The organism is Dactylosporangium sp. NPDC051485 (genome assembly GCF_040682015.1).
Classification (GTDB): Bacteria; Actinomycetota; Actinomycetes; order Mycobacteriales; family Micromonosporaceae; genus Dactylosporangium.
In genome coordinates, this window is the sequence record NZ_JBFAZW010000099.1 from 1 (window position 1) to 16,786 (window position 16,786).

A 16,786-nucleotide genomic window follows, 5' to 3' on the forward strand; every position below is an offset into this window, starting at 1 on the left:
GAGCGCGGAAAGTCCGATGTCGTCGCGGAGCCTCTGCGTCGCCTGGGCGTTTCGGATCGCGGCCTCGATCTTCTGCCGGTTTCGGACGATCCCGGTGTCTGCGAGGAGGCGTTCGACATCGCGCTCGGTGTAGGCGGCGACCGCGTCGGGATCGAAATCGTCGAACGCGGCGCGGAATGCGGGACGTTTGCGCAGGATCGTGGCCCAGGACAGGCCCGCCTGGAACCCTTCGAGCGTGACCCGCTCGTAGACGCCGCGTTCGTCGGTGACGGGCATGCCCCATTCGGTGTCGTAGTAGTCGCGCAGCATCGGATCAGCCGACGCCCACGCGGGCCGGGCCAGGCCGTCTTCGCCGATCACGACGCCGGGGTCTCCGGGTGCCTCGTGCATTGCTGTACTGCTTCTCCGTCAGTCGATGAGTCCGGTGGTGCGCACTCCTGCTGCTCCAGGTTGAGCCAACCCGCGATCGGGTTCGCTGCGTTCCCCCGGGTCGGGGTCCGCAGTGACGCGAGTCATCGTCACGTCCTCACACAGGGTGCTATGACGACCTCGTGCTCGATCCGCCAGGCGTCGCCTGATGCGGTGACGCCGGCGATGCCATCGAGGTTGACGAGGCCGACGAGATCGAGCGCCGCCCGCCCGGACAGCGCCGCCGTCAGGATGGTCCGAGCCGGCCGCCAACTGGTCGACCACAGGAGCCTGCGGGTCATCTGCGCCCATCCGGCCGGGGAGCCGGTCATGATCCACAGATCTGGATCAGCCGCGGCGAAACGGGTGGCCTGCCGCAACCACGACGCGGCGGTCTCCGGCCAGGTGAGGGTCGTGACAATCTCGCCGCCGAGCGCTTCCCACCGCGCCGCGACAGCGCGTACCGTCGTGAGGTCGTCGTCCGCCCGGCCCGATCCGATGGCCAACCGTGTCGCGCCGCGGGTCCGGGCGAGTGCCGCGATCGCCTCGACCTCCGCCTCCGACGCCGCCGAAGCATGCGGGGGGCGGCTTCCCTGCGAACTGCGCATGAGCGGGCTCACCACGGCGTCCACGCTTCGCCTTGCTCCTGTGTGACCTTCCACGCCTGGTAGCGGTCTTGGCAGCATGTCCCGCACGGCCGGTAGCCGGCGGCGATCGCGGTCGCCTCGTCCGCAAAGAAGACGCGGTGCTGCACGTATCCATCTCGCGCGATCGCCCGGAGCGCGGAGGGGCAGTCGAACCGGCCGTAGAGCTTGCCGCCACGGTGGCCGCCCCACTCGCCCTTGACGGGAGACGAGTGGGGGCGCCCGTCCGCGCCGATGAGCGTGTAGGTCTTGGTGGTGCTCATGCCGCGTCGTGGAAGACAAGGGCGAGCGTGTGCCGCTCGCCGGAGCGGATCGCGGAGACCCCGTGCCGCACCGGTGCCGCCGACCAGCCGCGGGCGGAGCGGACGGGGCGGTCGCGAGTGGTGAAGACATACCCGTGACCGTGCGGCAGGACTGTGGCCGTGCCGCGGGACTGCGCCCGCGGCCGCTGCTCCAGCAGGAGGAACTCGCCGCCGGTGTGATCGACTCCGGGCTCGTTGAGGTTGATCACGACCTGGAGGGGGAAGACGAGGTCACCGTAGAGGTCGCGGTGCAGCGCGTTCCAGTCCTTCTCGCCGTAGCGCAGCAGAATCGCCGACGACTTGGTCTGCCCGGCGTCGTGGCACATCTGCAGCCACTCATCGAGGGTGTCCGGCCAAGGGGCGGGCCGGCCGAGCTTGGTCCACCAGTCACGGGCGATCGGCAGCAACCTCGGGTAGAGCGCCTGCTTCAGCGCCTCGATCGGCTCGGGGTACGGCGCCGCGAAGTACCGGTACTGCCCTTCGCCGAAGCGATGCCGGCCCATGTTGACCGTGCTGCGGAACAGCTCATCGCTGCCGTACAGTTCGCGGATCGCTTTCGTCTCCCCGGGAGCGAGGAGCTGCGGGAGCAGGGCGCCGCCGTACTCGTCGATCTCGGCTGCAACGGTGGCCCAGTCCGCGGATTCGACGCGCTTGCGCCAGGGGTTCGCGGGGATCTCCGTCTTGGTGGTCATGCCGCGGCCTCCAGTTCGAGCAGGGCGGTCTTGGCATTGAGCCCGCCGACGTACCCGCCGAGGGTGCCGTCGGTGCGCAGCACACGGTGGCAGGGAACGACCACGGGCAGCGGGTTGGTCGCGCACGCGGTGCCGACGGCGCGCACGGCCCTGGGGTTGCCGACGAGCTCGGCGACCTCCCGGTAGCTGCGGGTCTGGCCGTATCCGATTTCCGGGAGGTGCTGCTGGACGAGCTGCCGGAAGCCGCGCGAGAGGGACAGATCGAGCGCGAGGTCGAAAACCTTCCGGCGGCGGTCGAAGTACTCGTCGAGCTCGCGCGCTGCGGCGTCGAGTCGCTTCGGTGCGCGCAGAATGCGGAGGCTGACCTTCTCGGCCAGGTTCTCCAGCACGCGGTCGTGGTCCTCGCGGGCGTAGGCGACGCGGATCAGGCCCTTCGTGGTCGCTGCGAGCAGCAACTTCCCGACCGGGCTGTCAACGGTCGTGTACGCGACGTCGACGAGACCTTCGGCCTGCGCCTCGTGCTCGAGCCGGGCGTGCAGCCTTGCCAGGGTCTCGGGGTCGATGGGCGCCGACAGGGCGGTGAGGGCGTCATCGTTGCGGATGTCGCTCATGGGACTGCTCCTTTCGTGTTTGCGCCCGGATAGTGCTTCCTGAGGGTTTTGAGTCCGTCGGCGGCGGCTCTTCGTGCCGCGTCGACGGTTCCGCCGAGGATCGCCGCGATCTCCGCATGCGACATGCCGGCGAGGTATCGAAAGGTGATCGCCTGCCGTTGCTTGTCCGGCAGACGGCCGACGAACTCCCAGAGATCGGTGTCGTCGGTGCCCGGGATGCCGATTGAGGTCGGCTCTTCCGGCAGTGTCTGCACGGGCAGCGGGTCGCGCTTCGCCGCCCGCTGGACGTCGATCGCCTTGTGGCGGGCGATGGTCACGAGCCAGGCTTCGACGTTCGCGGTCTCCGGGAGGTCCGGGTAGGCGCGGATCGCGGCAAGGAAGGTCTCTGACCAGGCGTCGTCCGCATCGTGCACGCCGAGGAGCGCCCGGCAGACGCGCAGCACGGTGACGCTGTGCTGCGCGACCACTGATTCGAACGGCTGTTTCATGTTCATCCCATTGAAGACGGCACAGGAAGGTCTTTCGTGAGATTCGCTAGAACAAGCGTCCGGCGCGCACCTGGGCGGGCTCCTCGAGCTCCAGAAGCGCCTGCTTCCGCTTGAGCCCGCCGGCGTAGCCGGTGAGGTTCCCATTCGCGCCGACGACGCGATGGCACGGCACGAAGATGCACAACGGGTTCGCTCCGACCGCCTGGCCGACTCGGTAGGCCAGGGACTTGTCACCGAGCCGTTCGGCGATCTGCCCGTAGGTGGTGGTCTCGCCGGACGGGATGTCGGCGACGACACGCCACACGGCGCGCTGGAACGCATCACCGGAGGCGTCGAGCGGAAGGTCGAACTCACGCCGACCGCCGGCGAGGTACTCGATCAGCTGCTCGGCTGCCTCGGCCAGCAGCGCATCCTCGGCCGGCGTCACGTCCTGCCCGAACGTTTCCTGCGCAGGCCGGCGGATGTGATGGCGGAAGTAGAGGCCGATGATCGCGTCACCGCTCGCGACGATCGTGACCGGTCCGAGGGATGTTTCCACCAGTATGTGTCGCGTGCCCATCGCGGCTCCTTTCTCTCTGCACTCTGCAGACGTCAGATCGGAGCCAAACGTGAGACGGCAGTTTTCAGATCACCCAACACCCGGTGTCACCGGCAGGCCGCCGCGCTGGCGCCCTGCTCGCCGGTCGGGTCCGGGGCGACAGGCCGCCCCGCCGGGCGGGACGGGCTCAGCCGTCCGCGCGCGGCCGGACGACGACGATGAGCGTGGTGAGCGGCCCGAACAGCAGCGACCAGAGCCACCAGACGAGCCCGCTGCGCCCCTTGGCCTGCGCGAGGCCGGCGTTGATCAGGGACAGGGTGATCCAGAACAGTCCCCACGACACGTGGTCGTCCACCGGCGCTCCTCCTCGGCTCCGCGCATGCGGCGCCAGCGTAGCGGCGCTGATCAAGCGTCGAGGGGCGCCGGGGATTGCGCGGCGCGGGCGCTCCTCGGTTCCGCGCATGCTGCGCCAGCGTAGCGGTGCTGATCAAGCATCGAGGGGCGCCGGGGATTGCGCGGCGCGGGCGTCGAAATCCTCGCGGGAGCGCAGGATCTCCCGGGCGTGCTCCATCGACCAGTCCGCGATCGCCGCCGTCAGGCGGCCGGCCTCGACGCCGAGGGGCGTGAGGGCGTACTCCACGCTGGGCGGGACGGTCGGGTAGACGCTGCGGCGCACGAGCCCGTCGCGCTCCAGCGCCCGCAGCGTCTGGGTCAGCATCTTCTGCGTGATGCCGTCGAGCACGCGGCGCAGCTCGTTGAAGCGCATCGGCCGCTCGTAGCGGCGCAGCGCCGCCAGCACGTACAGCGCCCACTTGCTGGCGAGCACCTCGATCACGGTCCGCGACGGGCAGTCGCGCCGGTACGTGTAGGTATCCATCAGGTACCTAGATATCAAACAGGTGCGTACTTCACAACAGATACCGGCGCCCGGCAGGATCGGGGCGTGACCACACGCATGCGAGCGGTGCATCAGCGGGCCTTCGGTGGCCCGGAGGTACTCGAGATGACCGAGGTGCCGCGCCCGGTGGCCGGCCCGGGAGAGGTACTGGTCCAGGTCCACGCCGCCGCGGTGAACCCGGCCGACTGGAAGCGCCGCTCCGGCCAGCTGCGCCGCTTCGGCGAACCCCCGTTCACGATCGGCCTCGACTTCGCCGGCACCGCGGACGGCGCGGAGGTCTTCGGCGTCGTCCTGCCGCCGGGCGGGGCCTACGCCGAGTACGTCGCCGCGCCCGCCGCCGCCCTCGCCCCGGTGCCGCACGGGCTGGATCTCGTGCATGCCGCCGCGCTGCCGACCGCCGGGCTGACCGCGTGGCAGTCCGTCGTCGGGGCCGGCGGCGTGCGGGCCGGGCACCGGGTGCTGGTGCACGCCGCAGCGGGCGGCGTCGGCCACCTCGCCGTGCAGATCGCCAAGGCCCGCGGCGCATACGTGCTGGGCACCGCCCGGCGGGAGCGGCACGGGTTCCTGACCGAGCTCGGCGTCGACGAGCCGATCGACTACACCGCCACCGACTTCGCCGCCGCCGCCCGCGACATCGACGTCGTCATCGACCCGATCGCCGGCGACTACGGGCCGCGCTCGCTGGCCACCCTGACCCCGGGCGGCGTGCTGGTCGACGTGCGCGGCACCGGGCCGGACCGCGCCGAGGTGCGCTCGCTCGCCCACGCGCGCGGACTGCGGTACGTCGAGTTCGGTTTCTCCCCGTCCGGCGCCGACCTGCGGGAGCTGGGCGCCCTGGTGCAGCAGGGCACCCAGCGGGTGTGCGTCGACCGGGTCCTGCCGCTGGAGCGGGCGGCCGAGGCGCACCGGTTGAGCGAGGGCGGCCACGTGCAGGGCAAGCTCGTCCTGACGACATAGCCCGCCGGGTTCGCAGCCCGCAGGCGGGCGGGGAAGTCCTACGCAAGGCACCGGACTTCCCCGCACAAAGCCCGCGAAGCCCTACGCCAGCAGGGCCCGGCGCAGTCGGGGCAGGGCGATGACGAGGGACAGCGCGCCGAACGCCAGCAGGTACGCCAGCGACGGCAGCAGGGCGAGCCCGACGTGGCCGAGCGCCGGTTCCCGCAGGAGCTGGATCGCGTGGTACAGCGGCAGGCACTCCACGAACACCTGCACCGGCCGCGGGTAGACGCTCACCGGGAAGAACGTGGTCGCGAACAGGAACATCGGCAGCATGACGAGCTGGATCAGCTGGAAGTCGTGGGTGTTGCGCAGGAAGGTGGCCACGGCCAGCCCGGCGGCGGCGAACGCGAAGCCGACGACGGCGGCGCCGGGGACGGCCAGCAGGATCCACGGGGAGCGCGCGTAGCCGAGCACGGCCACGATGGCGAGGAAGCCGCCGCTGGCGAACGCGCCGCGCAGCAGCGCCCACGCGGTCTCGCCGAGGGCGATGTCGCGCACCGTGAGCGGGGTGGTGACCATCGTGTCGTAGGTGCGTTCGAAGCGGAGCTTGAAGAACGCGCCGAAGGAGGTCTCGTTCATGGCGCCGTTCATCGCCGCGGTGGCCAGCAGCGCGGGCGCGACGAACTGGGCGTAGGTGATGCCCGGGTCGTCGAGGCCGGGCACGCTGCCGACCAGGGCGCCGACGCCGACGCCGATCGAGAGCAGGTACAGCACCGGCTCGAGCACCTCGGCGGCGAGCATCGCCCAGGTGTACCGGTAGATCATCAGGTTTCGCTCGACGAGGAGCAGGGCGCGGGTCATGCGAACAACCGCCGTCGGTAGGTGCGGCGAGCCAGCGCGAGGCCCAGGACGGTGAGCGCGGCGAGGTAGGCGGTGTGCCCGAGGACGGCCGCCTGGCTCGCGTTGCCGAGGAAGATGCCGCGGCACAGCTCGGTGCCGTGCCACAGCGGGGTGGCGTAGACGACTGCCCGCAGTACCACCGGGATCTGATCGACCGGGAAGAACACCCCCGAGAACATGTACATCGGCATGATCACGAACCGGAAGACGTTGTTCATCGGCTGGCGGGTCTCCAGAGTGGCGGACCAGGCGGCCAGCGGCGCGGCGAAGGCCAGGCCGGTGAGCAGGGCGGCCGGGACGAGCCAGAGCAGGCCGATCGTGCGCAGGCTCGGGAAGCACAGCAGCGCGACGACGAAGCACAGCGCCGAGGTGGCGATCCGAAAGGCCATGAAGAGCATGTGCCCGGCGAGCACGTCGTCGGTGTCGAGCGGGCCGGCGGTGGCGTTGCGGTAGCTGCCACCGGGGCGGGCCGCCATGAACACGGAGCCGGTCGACACGGTGACGGCATTCTGCATGGTGGCCGCGGCCAGCAGCCCGGGGGCGAAGAAGGCCAGGAACGCCACGCCGTGCAGGGTGTCGGGGGCGGTGTGCCGGTCCACCAGCCGCCCCAGCCCGGCCCCCATGGCCAGCAGGAACAGCAGCGGGTTGAGCACGTTGACGACGATGGTGCCGCGCCAGCTGCGGCGGTAGTGCACCATCCAGTACGAGAACTCGCGCAGCGCCAGGAGGTTCATTCGACCAGCGACCGTCCGGTGAGGCGCAGGAACACGTCCTCCAGGGTGGCCCGGCGGACCAGCGCGGTGATCGGTTCGGCCCCGTCGGCATGCACCTTGGCCAGCGCCCCCTCGCCGTCGTCGGTGTAGAGCAGCACCCGGTCGGGCAGCTCCTCGACCCGTTCGACGACCGCACCGGCCCGCGGCAGCGGCGCGCCGTCCGGCAGGCGCAGCTCGAGCACCTCACGGGTCACGTACCGCTCGATGAGCTCGCGCGGCGACCCCTCGGCCGCGATGACGCCCTTGTCCATGACGACGAGCCGGTCGCACAGCTGCTCGGCCTCGTCCATGTAGTGCGTGGTGAGGATCAGGGTCACGCCGTCCTGCTTGAGCCGGAACAGCCGGTCCCACAGCACGTGCCGGGCCTGCGGGTCCAGCCCCGTCGTGGGCTCGTCCAGCAGCAGGATCTCGGGGTCGTTGACGAGCGACCGGGCGATCGTAAGCCGCCGCCGCATCCCGCCGGACAACGCCGAGACCTTGGCCTCCGCCTTGTCGCTCAACTGCGCGAAGTCCAGCAGCTGTACCGCCTTCTCGCGGGCCTGCCGCCGGGAGAGCCCGAAATAGCGGCCGTAGATGAGCAGGTTCTCCTCGACGGACAGCTCGGAGTCGAGGGCGTCGTCCTGCGGTACCACCCCGATGCGGGCCCGGATCGCCGAGCCGTCGCGGACGGGGTCGCGCCCGAGCACCGTGAGGCGCCCGCCGGAGGGCGGCGAGACGCAGGCGATCATCCGCATGGTGGTCGACTTCCCGGCGCCGTTGGGGCCGAGGAAGCCGAACGCCTCGCCCCGGCTGATCCGGAACGCGATCCCGTCGACCGCCCGCACGCCGCCTGAGCGGTGCACTTTTGCCAGGCCCTCGGCCTCGACCAGTATGTCGGCCATCCCGCCTCCCCGTCGGCCGGTTACATGGAGCGGAAAAACTAACACGGATCAATGCAACTTTCTGACCGCTTTATCGCCGGCGGTTGATTGAACGAAAAGTCCGGAAAATCCAGACACCTGGCGGCGTCCTGATTTTCCGGACTTTTCGGACATTTACCCTGACGGGGCATAAGTCAGATAAGTCGTGGCACAGAGTGCCCGACTTATCGGGATTCGCAGCATGCGCACGGCCGGGAAGGCAAGCGCATCGACGGCCCGCGCCCGACGCCGCCCCAGGCAACGCGGAGCGCCCAACTTATGGCCCGCGCCCGACGTATCAGGACTCGCAACATACGCACGGCCGGAAAGACGAGCACATCGGCCGGGCACGCCCGACGCTGTCGGAAGCGCCCGACTTATCAGGACCCGCAACATACGCACGGCCGGAAAGGCGAGCACATCGACCGGGCACGCCCGACGCTGTCGGAAGCGCCCGACTTATCAGGACCCGCAACATACGCACGGCCGGAAAGGCGAGCGCATCGGCCGGGCACGCCCGACGTTGTCGGAGTTTGCGGCATGCGCACACCCATGCGGCACCCGCGCAACACGCTCGAGCCGGGCGAGCGCCGACCGGGACCGCCGACGCCACGGCGGCAGGTAGCCGGCCGCGCCGCCCGCACGCCGACCGCGGCCAGCAAGGCGCCCAGCGCGGCGATCCCGAGCGCGCCGCCGATCCGCCGGGACGCGTTGATTGCTCAGCAGCCCGACGCCGAGCGAGCCGACCAGCGATGGCGAGCAGGTCCGGTGACAGCAACGGCCGTACCGCTCGACGAGCATCAGCCGAGGACGGCTGCCCCAGCAGCGCCGTCGCACACGCGGTCCGCCGGCAGCGGCGACAGGTCGGACGTCATGGTTCCTCGCGCACCCGGCGCGCGGTATACCTACCGTGTGACGATCTTCGCCGACCCGGCCGGTCGCAGCCGTCCCGGAGATCCTGCCGGACCTGACGTTCGACCAGCCGGGCGCCGAGCCGCGGCGACCACGGCGGCGGATGCCCGGTTCCTGACTGACACAGTTGCACTCATACGCTGAAATAGCCAGCAAGCGTCTGCCCGACAACACTTGGCTCCCTCACGGAAAAGGTTGCTAGGGTCTGCGACGCTCGATGATCCTGACGCAAGGAGACCGACTGTGGGACTGTGGGACAAGGTCAAGGGCGAGTTCATCGATATCATCGAGTGGCTCGACGACAGCCGGGACACAATCGTCTGGCGGTTCCCGCGCTACCAGAACGAGATCAAGATGGGCGCCAAGCTCGTCGTGCGCGAGTCGCAGGTGGCCGTCTTCGTCAACGAGGGCCAGATCGCGGACGTGTTCGTGCCCGGCACCTACACGCTGCAGACGCAGAACATGCCGATCCTCTCGACGCTCAAGGGCTGGAAGTACGGCTTCGACTCGCCGTGGAAGGCCGAGGTGTACTACGTCAACACCCGGCAGTTCACGGACTTCAAATGGGGCACCCAGAACCCGGTCATGATGCGCGACCCGGAGTTCGGCATGGTGCGGCTGCGGGCGTTCGGCGCCTACTCGCTGCGCGTGACCGACCCGGAGAAGCTGCTCAAGGAGCTCGTCGGCACCGACCCGCAGTTCCGCACCGAAGAGGTGTCGGAGTTCCTGCGCCAGCTCATCGTGGGCCACCTGGGCAGCGCGCTGGCCGCGGCCGGCATCCCGGTGCTCGACCTGGCCGCGCAGCAGCTCACCATCGGCACCAAGCTCGCCGGGGTGCTCACGCAGGAGCTGGTGCAGTACGGCATCCAGATCCCCAAGTTCATCATCGAGAACATCTCCCTGCCGCCGGAGGTCGAGGAGGCGCTGGACAAGCGCACCTCGATGGGCGTGCTGGGCAACCTGGACCAGTACTCGAAGTTCCAGGCGGCCAACGCCATGGAGGCGGCGGCCAACAACCAGGGCGGCGCGGGCGAGGGCTTCGGCCTGGGCCTGGGCATGGCGGCCGCGCAGCAGATCGCCAACTCGATGAACGCCGCACAGCAGCCGCAGCAGCCCCAGTACCCGCAGCAGGGCGGCTACCCCCAGCAGGGCGGCTACCCGCAGCCCGGTTACCCGCAGCAGCCCGGTTACCCGGCCCAGCAGCCGGGGTACGCGCCGCAGCAGCCGCCGGCCGCCGCGCCCCCGCCGATCCCGCAGCCGGAGCAGTGGTTCGCCGCCATCAACGGCGCGCAGGCCGGCCCGTTCGACCGCAACGCCCTCGCCGGCCAGGTGCAGGCGGGCGCGATCAGCCGCGACACGCTGGTGTGGAAGAACGGCATGGCCGCCTGGACCGCCGCCGCACACGTCCCCGAGCTCGGCGCGCTCTTCGGCGCCGTTCCCCCGCCGCTTCCTCCGATGGGCTGATTGGCACCATGTCGCAGAGTCAGTACCCCTGCGCCGGGTGCGGCGCCAACGTCGAGTTCGCACCCGGCGCCAACGCGCTCAAGTGCCCGTACTGCGGGCACACGACCGTCCTGGAGGCCACCGGGGCCCGCGTGCGCGAGCACGACTACCTCAGCTTCATCAGCCTGCCCCGCAAGCCGGTCGCGACGCTGGCCAAGTACGTCTTCGTGTGCCGCAACTGCGGCGCGCAGACGGAGAGCGACGCGATCTCCGACCGGTGCCGCTTCTGCAGCGCCCCGGTGGTCGCCGAGGTCAACGCCCAGGACCTCGTCGTGCCGGAGGCGGTGGTGCCCTTCGTCCTCGACAAGCAGAAGCTGCGCGAGGCGCTGGGCGCGTGGGCCAAATCACGGTGGTTCGCCCCGTCGGGCCTGAAGAAGGTGTCCGAGGCGGAGACGGCCAAGAGCATGTACCTGCCGCACTGGACGTACGACTCCAACACGGTGACCGACTACGAGGGTCAGCGCGGCGAGCACTACTGGGTCACCGAGACGTACACCGAGGACGGTGAGACGAAGACCCGTGAGGTGCAGAAGACGCGGTGGTACTACGCCGCCGGCACCGTCGCCCGCACGTTCGACGACGTGCTGGTGACCGGGACCACCAAGGTCTCGCAGAAGCACCTCGAGACGCTGGACCCGTGGCCGCTGCCGGACGCGCAGCCGTACCGGCCGGAGTACCTCGCCGGCCACGAGACGCTGCGCTACGACGTGGAGCCCGAGTCCGGCCTCGACTCGGCCAAGCAGAAGATGCAGCCCGTCATCGAGGGGGACTGCCGCGACGACATCGGCGGCGACGAGCAGCGCGTCGACCGGATGCACACGCAGTACAACGACGTGACCTTCAAGCTCATGCTGCTGCCGGTCTGGATTGCCGCGTACCTCTACGCCGGCAAGACCTACAACATCCAGGTCAACGGCGTCACCGGCGAGGTCGCCGGCGAGCGGCCGTACAGCGCCGGCAAGATCGCCCTGGCCATCATCGGCGCCGTGGTGGTCATCGCCCTCATCATCGTGCTCTTCAGCCTCGGCAAGCACCGCTGACGTCACCCGGCGGGCGTTGCGCGGGTCGGCTACCGGCCCCGCGACGCCCGCCCGGGAAGTGCGACGACCGCCCGCGAAGGCGTGCGATACGGTTACCGGCGTGCAGCCGACCGTTTCCGCTTCCCACCCCGTGCGGGTGCTCGAGATCGGTGGCAGCCACGTCACCGCGGGCTCCGTCGAGTTCACGGGCACCGATCACCGCATCCTCGACCGCCAGCGCCACCCGCTGGACCCGGCCCAGGACGCGCACACCATCGTCGACGCCCTCGCGGAGGCGGCGAAGCGGCTGGTGCCCAGCCCCGGCGACCGCTGGGCGGTGGCCGTCCCGGGCCCGTTCGACTACGTCGCCGGCGTCTCGCTGCACGAGGGCGTCAGCAAGTTCGACCAGCTGCACGGCGCGAACCTGCGCGAGGCCCTCGCCGCGGCGATCCCGGCCGAGCCGTCCGCGTTCACGTTCGTCAACGACGCCGACGCGTTCCTGCTCGGCGAGTGGGTCGACGGCGCGGCCTCCGGCACCCGCCGGGCGGTGGCCATCACGCTCGGCACCGGCATCGGCTCGTCCTGGCTGGCCGACGGCGAGATCGTCTCCACCGGCCCCGACGTCCCGCTGGACGGCGAGATCCACTTCTGCGACGTGAACGGCGTGCCCATCGAGGATCTGGTGTCCGACCGCGCCCTCGTGCGCGGCTATCTGGCCCGCACCGGCACCACGGTCGACGGCATGCGCGAGCTGGCCGCCCGGGCCCGCGGCGGCGACCGCGACGCCCACGAGGTGATCGACACCGCGTTCGGCATCCTGGGCCGGCTGCTCACCGAGTGGCTGGGCCGCTTCGGCGCCGAGGTGGTCGTCGTCGGCGGCTCGATGACCGGCGCCTGGGACCTCATCGAGCCGGCCCTCGCGCTGCCGGTGCCGGCCCGCCCGGTCAGCGACACGGAGCGTTCGGCGCTGCTCGGCGCCGCCTTCGCCGGGCTCGGGTCCCGCCCCGACGCCGGTAGGGACGCGACGACCGTCTGATGTCCTGACCGGACGTCTCGGAGCCAGCGCCCGGGTGCGGGTGCGCGGGGCAGCCCGGGTGCGGGTGCGCAGGACGGCGCCGAGCGGTCAGCGGGCGCCTTCGAGGTAGCGCAGCACCGCCGTCACCCGCCGGTCGACCCGGTCCGTCGGGAGCAGATCCAGCTTGGCGAAGATGCTGCGGATGTGCTTGTGGACCGCGCCCTCGGTGACGAAGAGGCGCTCGGCGATCGCGGTGTTGCCCAGGCCCTCGGCCATGAGGGCGAGCACGTCGCGCTCGCGCGGGCTGAGCCGCTCGACCGGGTCCCCGGCCCGGGTGCGGGCGAAGAGCTGGCCGACGACCTCCGGGTCGATGGCGGTGCCGCCGGCGGCGACGCGGTGCAGGGCGTCGAGGAAGTCGCCGACCCGGCCGACCCTCTCCTTGAGCAGGTAGCCGAGGCCGGCCACACCGTCGGCGAGCAGGTCGGTGGCGAAGGCCTGCTCGACGTACGCCGACAACACCAGGACGGCCAGTCCGGCCTGGCGGCGCCGGGCCTCCACCGCGGCGACCACGCCCTCATCGGTGTGGGTGGGCGGCATCCGTACGTCCACCACCGCCACGTCCGGCCGGTGCGCGTCGACGGCGGCAAGGAAGTCGCCGGGCGTGCCGGTCGCGGCGACCACGTCGAGGCCCTCGGCGCGCAGCAGCAGCGACAGCCCCTCGCGCAGCAGCGCGTCGTCCTCGGCGATCACGATCCGCACGGCAGCACCACCTCCAGCTCGGTCGGCCCGCCGGGCGGGCTGGACAGCGCGAACGTGCCGTCGTGCGCGGCCACCCGGCGGCGGATGCCGTCCAGGCCGGACCCGGAACCACGGCCGGCGCGGGCCTGTTCGGCGCCGCCGCGCCCGTCGTCGCGGACGGTGACCGACAGCACATCCCCGGCCCGCAGCACGGAGACGACGGCCGCCGTGGCGCCGCTGTGCCTGGAGATGTTGGTGAGCGCCTCGGCGACCACGAAGTACGCGGTGGCCTCGACCGACGCCGGGCACCGCCGCGCCACGCGCACGTCGACGCGGCAGGGCACGCGGCAGCCGGCGGCCAGGCCCGCGAGGGCGCCGCCGAGGCCACGGTCGGTGAGGACGGGCGGGAGAATGCCGCGGGCCACGCCGCGCAGCTCGGCGAGGGCGTCCTCCGCGGCCTGCTGCGCCAGTTCGAGGAATTCGTCGGCGACGGCCGGGTCGCGGGCCAGGGCACGCCGGGCGGCGCCGAGCAGCACCGTCACGCCGACGAGCCGGTTCTGCGCGCCGTCGTGCAGCGAGCGCTCGATGCGGCGCAGCTCCGCCGCGTGCGCCTCCAGGGCGGCGGCGCGGGTGGCGGTGAGCTCGGTGACCCGCAGCGACAGGTCGACGCCGGCGCGGGCCGGCAGCAGCCGCCGGCCGGGCCACGCCTGCAGGTCGGCGAGGCTGCGGCTGCCGAAGACGGCGACGGCGAGCCAGGCCACGCCGAGCAGCGACACCGAGACCGCGCCCGGCCAGGTTCGCACGACGAGCACGCCGAGCGACGCGGCGGCCTCGCCCTCCGGCAGCGCCCTCCAGTACAGCGGGAACAGCAGGTCCCGCGCGGCGAGCAGCGGGGTGAGGACCCCGAAGAGGCCCACGACGTTGCCCAGCGTCGCGTGCGTGGCCAGCCAGGCCAGGTCACGGCCGTTCTGGGCGGTGGGATAGGGGCTGTGCACCTCGCGCCCGGAGCGGCTGAGCCGGGCCCGCTCCCGGTCGGCCACCGCCCGGACGCCGCGCAGCGCCCGCGGCAGCAGCCACAGGCCGACCCCGACGGCGCAGAGCAGCCCGGAGACGGCCACGACGGCGAGCATGGCCAGCGCGGCGATGCCGGTCGCGAGCCCGCCGCCGAGCCGCTCCAGCGCGTCGACGGCGGCACGGATGCCCGAGACCCTTCGCACCGTTGCAAGGTACAGCGTGCTGTATCCGGGCCGGGCAGCGCACGGGATCGTCGCCGCGCACCGCGGTTCGTAGCGTCGCAGGCATGCATGCCGCAACCCGCACCGCGGTCTGGTGCGCACTGCTCCTCAGTGCCGCCGCCAACGCCGTCACCTCGTTCTCCGGCGGCTCGCAGTGGCTCGCCGCCGGCTTCGGCCTGGTGACGCTCAGCTGCGCGATCGCGCTGGTCACCGACCACATCAAGCGCAGGCGCGCATGACCGGCGTCGCGCTGCGCCAGCTCCACCGGGTGGAGCTGGTCGCGCCGACCGTTTCGAGGACCAGATCCGGCATGGCACCGACCGTATCGGGCCGGTGCACGCTTCGTCGCTGTCAGGTCGCCAGCTGGGCCTTGACGTAGGCGAGGTTGTCGCGGGTCCGTTCGGCCAGGGGGACGGCGGTGGAGAAGTCCTCCAGGGTCAGCCAGCCGTCGTAGCCGTGCTCGCGCAGCGCGCGCAGGTAGGCGCCGACGTCGGCCTGGCCCTCGCGCAGGGTGGCCCAGCCGGCCTTCCACGTCACGGTGCCGTCCGGGGCGGTGGCGGCGGGGTGCCAGGCGACGTTCTTGACGTGGACGTGCTGCAGGTACGCCCCGAGCATCTGGAAGGCGGCGCGGTGGTCCTCGTGGCCCTCGTGGATGAGGTTGCCGAGGTCGTGGATGACGCCGATGGTGGCCGGGTCGAGGCCGTCGATCAGGCGCAGGGCGGCCGACGCGGACGAGGCGATGGTCTCGTGGTGCAGCTCGACGAGGACGCTGACGCCGAGGCGTCCCGCCTCGGTGGTGGCCCACTCGAGGTCCTTGCGGGCGCCGGCGAACAGGTCGCGGTAGTCGCCGGTCCTGAGCATGGGCATGGTGACGCGGACCCGCCCGGCGCCGAGGGTGGCGGTGGCGCGCAGCAGGCGGGCGACGTCGTCGCGCTCGTAGCTGCGGGCGTAGCCGCCGAGGCCGGAGTAGGCCAGGCCGGCGCCGCGGGTGACGCGGTCGATGTCGGGCAGGCTGGCCTCCAGGCCGGTCAGCGGCCAGGTGGCGCGGTTGCCGGCCCAGAAGCCGGGGGTGCCGGCGGCGTCCTGGTCGGTGATGCGCCACTCGATGCCGTCCCAGCCCTGCTCGGCCAGGTTGGCGGCGGCCTCCTCGGGGGTCCAGTCGGGGGTCGAGGCGGTGAAGACGGAGAACCTCACGTGCTACTCCTGGGTGGTGACGGTGACGTTGTCGTAGGCGCCGTCGAGGACCTGGCCGAAGTCGACGGGGCGGTGCAGCGTCGCGGAGACGTAGACGGAGCGGACGAAGGCCAGGGCGAGCAGGCCGTCCTCGACGCGGACGCCCGGGGGGCGGCCGGTGTCGATGGCCTCGACGAGGTCGTCGTACTGGCGCAGGTGGCCGGTGACGAACCCGTCGGCGGGCTTCGGGGCGCCGTAGCGCTCCTCCTGGGGTACCGCGTCATCCAGAGCCGGCGAGCAGTACTCCAGCTGATCGTCGTGCAGCACGGCCGACCCGGCGGTGCCGTGCAGGGCGAGCCGGACGGGCAGGCCGGGGTGGGCCCCGGTGGTGGCGTGCAGCACGGCGAGCGCGCCGCTGGTGAACCGGATGGTGGCCACCGCCAGGTCCTCGACCTCGATGCCCTCGTGGCAGACCAGGGCGGTGCGGGCGTAGACCTCGTCGGGCCGGCCGAGCAGGGCGAGCATCTGGTCGACCAGGTGGATGCCCTGGTTGGCCACGGCCCCGCCGCCGTCGAAGGCCCAGGTGCCGCGCCAGTCGGCGGAGTCGTAGTACGCCTGGTCGCGCCACCACGGCATGGAGACCACGGCGGAGGTGATCCGGCCCAGGCGGCCCTCACGCACGGCCCGGTGCACGGCCGCCATGGCCGGGTCGAAGCGGTGCTGGCTGACCACGGCGCAGACCAGGCCGCGGGTCTCGGCCTCGGCGGCCACCTTGGCGAAGGCGCGGGCCTTGGCCAGGTCGGTGTCGAGGGGCTTCTCCACGAGCAGGTGCGCGCCGGCCTTGAGCGTCTGCTCGGCCGCCTCGACGTGCAGGCCGCTCGGGGTGCAGATGGCGACGAGGTCGATGGGCTGCGCCGCGAACGCCTCCACGAGCGTGAGGTGACAGGTTGGCTCACCGCCGAGCTTGGCGGCGAGCGCCTCCGCCGCCGTGAGCCGGGAATCGACGAGGGCCGCCACCCGCAGCCGCGGATGGCGCACGATCGCCTCGGCGTGGTTGGCGCCGATGATGCCGCTGCCGACGATGGCTACATTCAGCACG

At 71.8% G+C, this 16,786-nt stretch carries 21 protein-coding genes; 5 read left to right on the plus strand and 16 right to left on the minus strand.

The features are described 5' to 3' along the window. The 9 genes from AB0M46_RS39500 to AB0M46_RS39540 form a co-directional block, all read right to left on the minus strand. The coding region (locus tag AB0M46_RS39500; protein ID WP_363344921.1) for a DNA-3-methyladenine glycosylase I at positions 1 to 390 on the minus strand (390 nt) is incomplete at its 3' end. Positions 391 to 518: 128 nt separating this feature from the next. Then, positions 519 to 1,040 carry a hypothetical protein gene (locus AB0M46_RS39505; protein ID WP_363344923.1) on the minus strand — a complete coding sequence of 174 codons (522 nt, stop codon included), beginning with the start codon at positions 1,038 to 1,040 and terminating at the stop codon, positions 519 to 521. Beyond that, complete coding sequence (locus AB0M46_RS39510; protein WP_363344925.1) at positions 1,025 to 1,315, minus strand: Ada metal-binding domain-containing protein; 291 nt, start codon at positions 1,313 to 1,315, stop codon at positions 1,025 to 1,027. Before AB0M46_RS39510 ends, AB0M46_RS39505 begins: the two co-directional genes overlap by 16 nt. Then, entirely contained in the window at positions 1,312 to 2,046 is a 735-nt protein-coding gene (locus tag AB0M46_RS39515; RefSeq protein WP_363344927.1) for a 2OG-Fe(II) oxygenase, read from the minus strand. Before AB0M46_RS39515 ends, AB0M46_RS39510 begins: the two co-directional genes overlap by 4 nt. Next, positions 2,043 to 2,657: a methylated-DNA--[protein]-cysteine S-methyltransferase gene (locus tag AB0M46_RS39520; protein WP_363344929.1), complete on the minus strand. Its 615-nt coding sequence runs from the start codon at positions 2,655 to 2,657 to the stop codon at positions 2,043 to 2,045. Before AB0M46_RS39520 ends, AB0M46_RS39515 begins: the two co-directional genes overlap by 4 nt. Continuing rightward, the gene (locus tag AB0M46_RS39525) at positions 2,654 to 3,145 is read right to left on the minus strand and encodes a sigma-70 family RNA polymerase sigma factor (protein ID WP_363344931.1); all 492 of its coding nucleotides are present in this window, start codon (positions 3,143 to 3,145) and stop codon (positions 2,654 to 2,656) included. The genes AB0M46_RS39520 and AB0M46_RS39525 overlap by 4 nt, the downstream gene beginning before the upstream one ends. A 46-nt stretch (positions 3,146 to 3,191) precedes the next feature. Then, a complete protein-coding gene (locus AB0M46_RS39530) occupies positions 3,192 to 3,704 on the minus strand; it encodes a methylated-DNA--[protein]-cysteine S-methyltransferase (RefSeq protein WP_363344933.1) in 513 nt (170 codons plus the stop codon). 166 nt (positions 3,705 to 3,870) lie between these two features. Beyond that, positions 3,871 to 4,038: a hypothetical protein gene (locus AB0M46_RS39535; RefSeq protein WP_363344934.1), complete on the minus strand. Its 168-nt coding sequence runs from the start codon at positions 4,036 to 4,038 to the stop codon at positions 3,871 to 3,873. A gap of 132 nt (positions 4,039 to 4,170) precedes the next feature. Beyond that, positions 4,171 to 4,560, minus strand: coding sequence for a helix-turn-helix domain-containing protein (locus tag AB0M46_RS39540; RefSeq protein ID WP_363344936.1), 390 nt, complete (start codon positions 4,558 to 4,560; stop codon positions 4,171 to 4,173). A 66-nt stretch (positions 4,561 to 4,626) separates the two neighbouring features. Between AB0M46_RS39540 and AB0M46_RS39545 the strand changes: the two genes are divergently transcribed. Further along, positions 4,627 to 5,538: an NADP-dependent oxidoreductase gene (locus AB0M46_RS39545; RefSeq protein ID WP_363344938.1), complete on the plus strand. Its 912-nt coding sequence runs from the start codon at positions 4,627 to 4,629 to the stop codon at positions 5,536 to 5,538. A gap of 81 nt (positions 5,539 to 5,619) precedes the next feature. Here the strand turns inward: AB0M46_RS39545 and AB0M46_RS39550 are convergent, their stop codons facing one another. The 3 genes from AB0M46_RS39550 to AB0M46_RS39560 are packed head-to-tail and all read right to left on the minus strand — an operon-like array spanning position 5,620 to position 8,074. Continuing rightward, positions 5,620 to 6,381, minus strand: coding sequence for an ABC transporter permease (locus AB0M46_RS39550; protein WP_363344940.1), 762 nt, complete (start codon positions 6,379 to 6,381; stop codon positions 5,620 to 5,622). Then, on the minus strand, positions 6,378 to 7,154 hold the full coding sequence (locus AB0M46_RS39555; RefSeq protein ID WP_363344942.1) for an ABC transporter permease: 777 nt from the start codon (positions 7,152 to 7,154) through the stop codon (positions 6,378 to 6,380). Before AB0M46_RS39555 ends, AB0M46_RS39550 begins: the two co-directional genes overlap by 4 nt. Beyond that, positions 7,151 to 8,074, minus strand: a complete 924-nt coding sequence (locus AB0M46_RS39560) for an ABC transporter ATP-binding protein (protein ID WP_363344944.1) — start codon at positions 8,072 to 8,074, stop codon at positions 7,151 to 7,153. The genes AB0M46_RS39555 and AB0M46_RS39560 overlap by 4 nt, the downstream gene beginning before the upstream one ends. 1,173 nt (positions 8,075 to 9,247) lie before the next feature. On the opposite strand from AB0M46_RS39560, the gene AB0M46_RS39565 reads away from it, so the two are divergent. The 3 genes from AB0M46_RS39565 to AB0M46_RS39575 all read left to right on the plus strand — a co-directional run bounded on the left by AB0M46_RS39565 (position 9,248) and on the right by AB0M46_RS39575 (position 12,562). Next, positions 9,248 to 10,468 carry an SPFH domain-containing protein gene (locus tag AB0M46_RS39565; RefSeq protein ID WP_363344946.1) on the plus strand — a complete coding sequence of 407 codons (1,221 nt, stop codon included), beginning with the start codon at positions 9,248 to 9,250 and terminating at the stop codon, positions 10,466 to 10,468. 8 nt (positions 10,469 to 10,476) lie between these two features. Further along, positions 10,477 to 11,547, plus strand: coding sequence for a hypothetical protein (locus AB0M46_RS39570; RefSeq protein WP_363344948.1), 1,071 nt, complete (start codon positions 10,477 to 10,479; stop codon positions 11,545 to 11,547). A 100-nt stretch (positions 11,548 to 11,647) separates the two neighbouring features. Continuing rightward, positions 11,648 to 12,562 (plus strand): ROK family protein, encoded by a 915-nt coding sequence (locus AB0M46_RS39575; RefSeq protein WP_363344950.1) that lies wholly within the window; start codon positions 11,648 to 11,650, stop codon positions 12,560 to 12,562. A gap of 87 nt (positions 12,563 to 12,649) precedes the next feature. Here AB0M46_RS39575 and AB0M46_RS39580 read toward each other — a convergent pair whose 3' ends face one another. Continuing rightward, positions 12,650 to 13,300, minus strand: a complete 651-nt coding sequence (locus AB0M46_RS39580; RefSeq protein ID WP_363344952.1) for a response regulator transcription factor — start codon at positions 13,298 to 13,300, stop codon at positions 12,650 to 12,652. After that, positions 13,288 to 14,496 carry a sensor domain-containing protein gene (locus tag AB0M46_RS39585; RefSeq protein ID WP_363344954.1) on the minus strand — a complete coding sequence of 403 codons (1,209 nt, stop codon included), beginning with the start codon at positions 14,494 to 14,496 and terminating at the stop codon, positions 13,288 to 13,290. The genes AB0M46_RS39580 and AB0M46_RS39585 overlap by 13 nt, the downstream gene beginning before the upstream one ends. 83 nt (positions 14,497 to 14,579) lie before the next feature. On the opposite strand from AB0M46_RS39585, the gene AB0M46_RS39590 reads away from it, so the two are divergent. Beyond that, positions 14,580 to 14,753 carry a hypothetical protein gene (locus tag AB0M46_RS39590; RefSeq protein ID WP_363344956.1) on the plus strand — a complete coding sequence of 58 codons (174 nt, stop codon included), beginning with the start codon at positions 14,580 to 14,582 and terminating at the stop codon, positions 14,751 to 14,753. Between the two features lie 112 nt (positions 14,754 to 14,865). On the opposite strand, the gene AB0M46_RS39595 is transcribed toward AB0M46_RS39590, so the two are convergent. Beyond that, positions 14,866 to 15,708: a sugar phosphate isomerase/epimerase gene (locus AB0M46_RS39595; protein ID WP_363344958.1), complete on the minus strand. Its 843-nt coding sequence runs from the start codon at positions 15,706 to 15,708 to the stop codon at positions 14,866 to 14,868. Between the two features lie 3 nt (positions 15,709 to 15,711). Next, a complete protein-coding gene (locus AB0M46_RS39600; RefSeq protein WP_363344960.1) occupies positions 15,712 to 16,785 on the minus strand; it encodes a Gfo/Idh/MocA family oxidoreductase in 1,074 nt (357 codons plus the stop codon). Position 16,786: the final 1 nt, after the last annotated feature.

Coding starts and splice junctions, on each gene's coding strand:
- AB0M46_RS39525 (WP_363344931.1), bottom strand. CDS start 3,145: ATGAAACAGCCGTTCGAATCAGTGGTCGCGCAGCACAGCGTCACCGTG.
- AB0M46_RS39515 (WP_363344927.1), bottom strand. CDS start 2,046: ATGACCACCAAGACGGAGATCCCCGCGAACCCCTGGCGCAAGCGCGTC.
- AB0M46_RS39540 (WP_363344936.1), bottom strand. CDS start 4,560: ATGGATACCTACACGTACCGGCGCGACTGCCCGTCGCGGACCGTGATC.
- AB0M46_RS39590 (WP_363344956.1), top strand. CDS start 14,580: ATGCATGCCGCAACCCGCACCGCGGTCTGGTGCGCACTGCTCCTCAGT.
- AB0M46_RS39530 (WP_363344933.1), bottom strand. CDS start 3,704: ATGGGCACGCGACACATACTGGTGGAAACATCCCTCGGACCGGTCACG.
- AB0M46_RS39550 (WP_363344940.1), bottom strand. CDS start 6,381: ATGACCCGCGCCCTGCTCCTCGTCGAGCGAAACCTGATGATCTACCGG.
- AB0M46_RS39520 (WP_363344929.1), bottom strand. CDS start 2,657: ATGAGCGACATCCGCAACGATGACGCCCTCACCGCCCTGTCGGCGCCC.
- AB0M46_RS39570 (WP_363344948.1), top strand. CDS start 10,477: ATGTCGCAGAGTCAGTACCCCTGCGCCGGGTGCGGCGCCAACGTCGAG.
- AB0M46_RS39555 (WP_363344942.1), bottom strand. CDS start 7,154: ATGAACCTCCTGGCGCTGCGCGAGTTCTCGTACTGGATGGTGCACTAC.
- AB0M46_RS39510 (WP_363344925.1), bottom strand. CDS start 1,315: ATGAGCACCACCAAGACCTACACGCTCATCGGCGCGGACGGGCGCCCC.
- AB0M46_RS39560 (WP_363344944.1), bottom strand. CDS start 8,074: ATGGCCGACATACTGGTCGAGGCCGAGGGCCTGGCAAAAGTGCACCGC.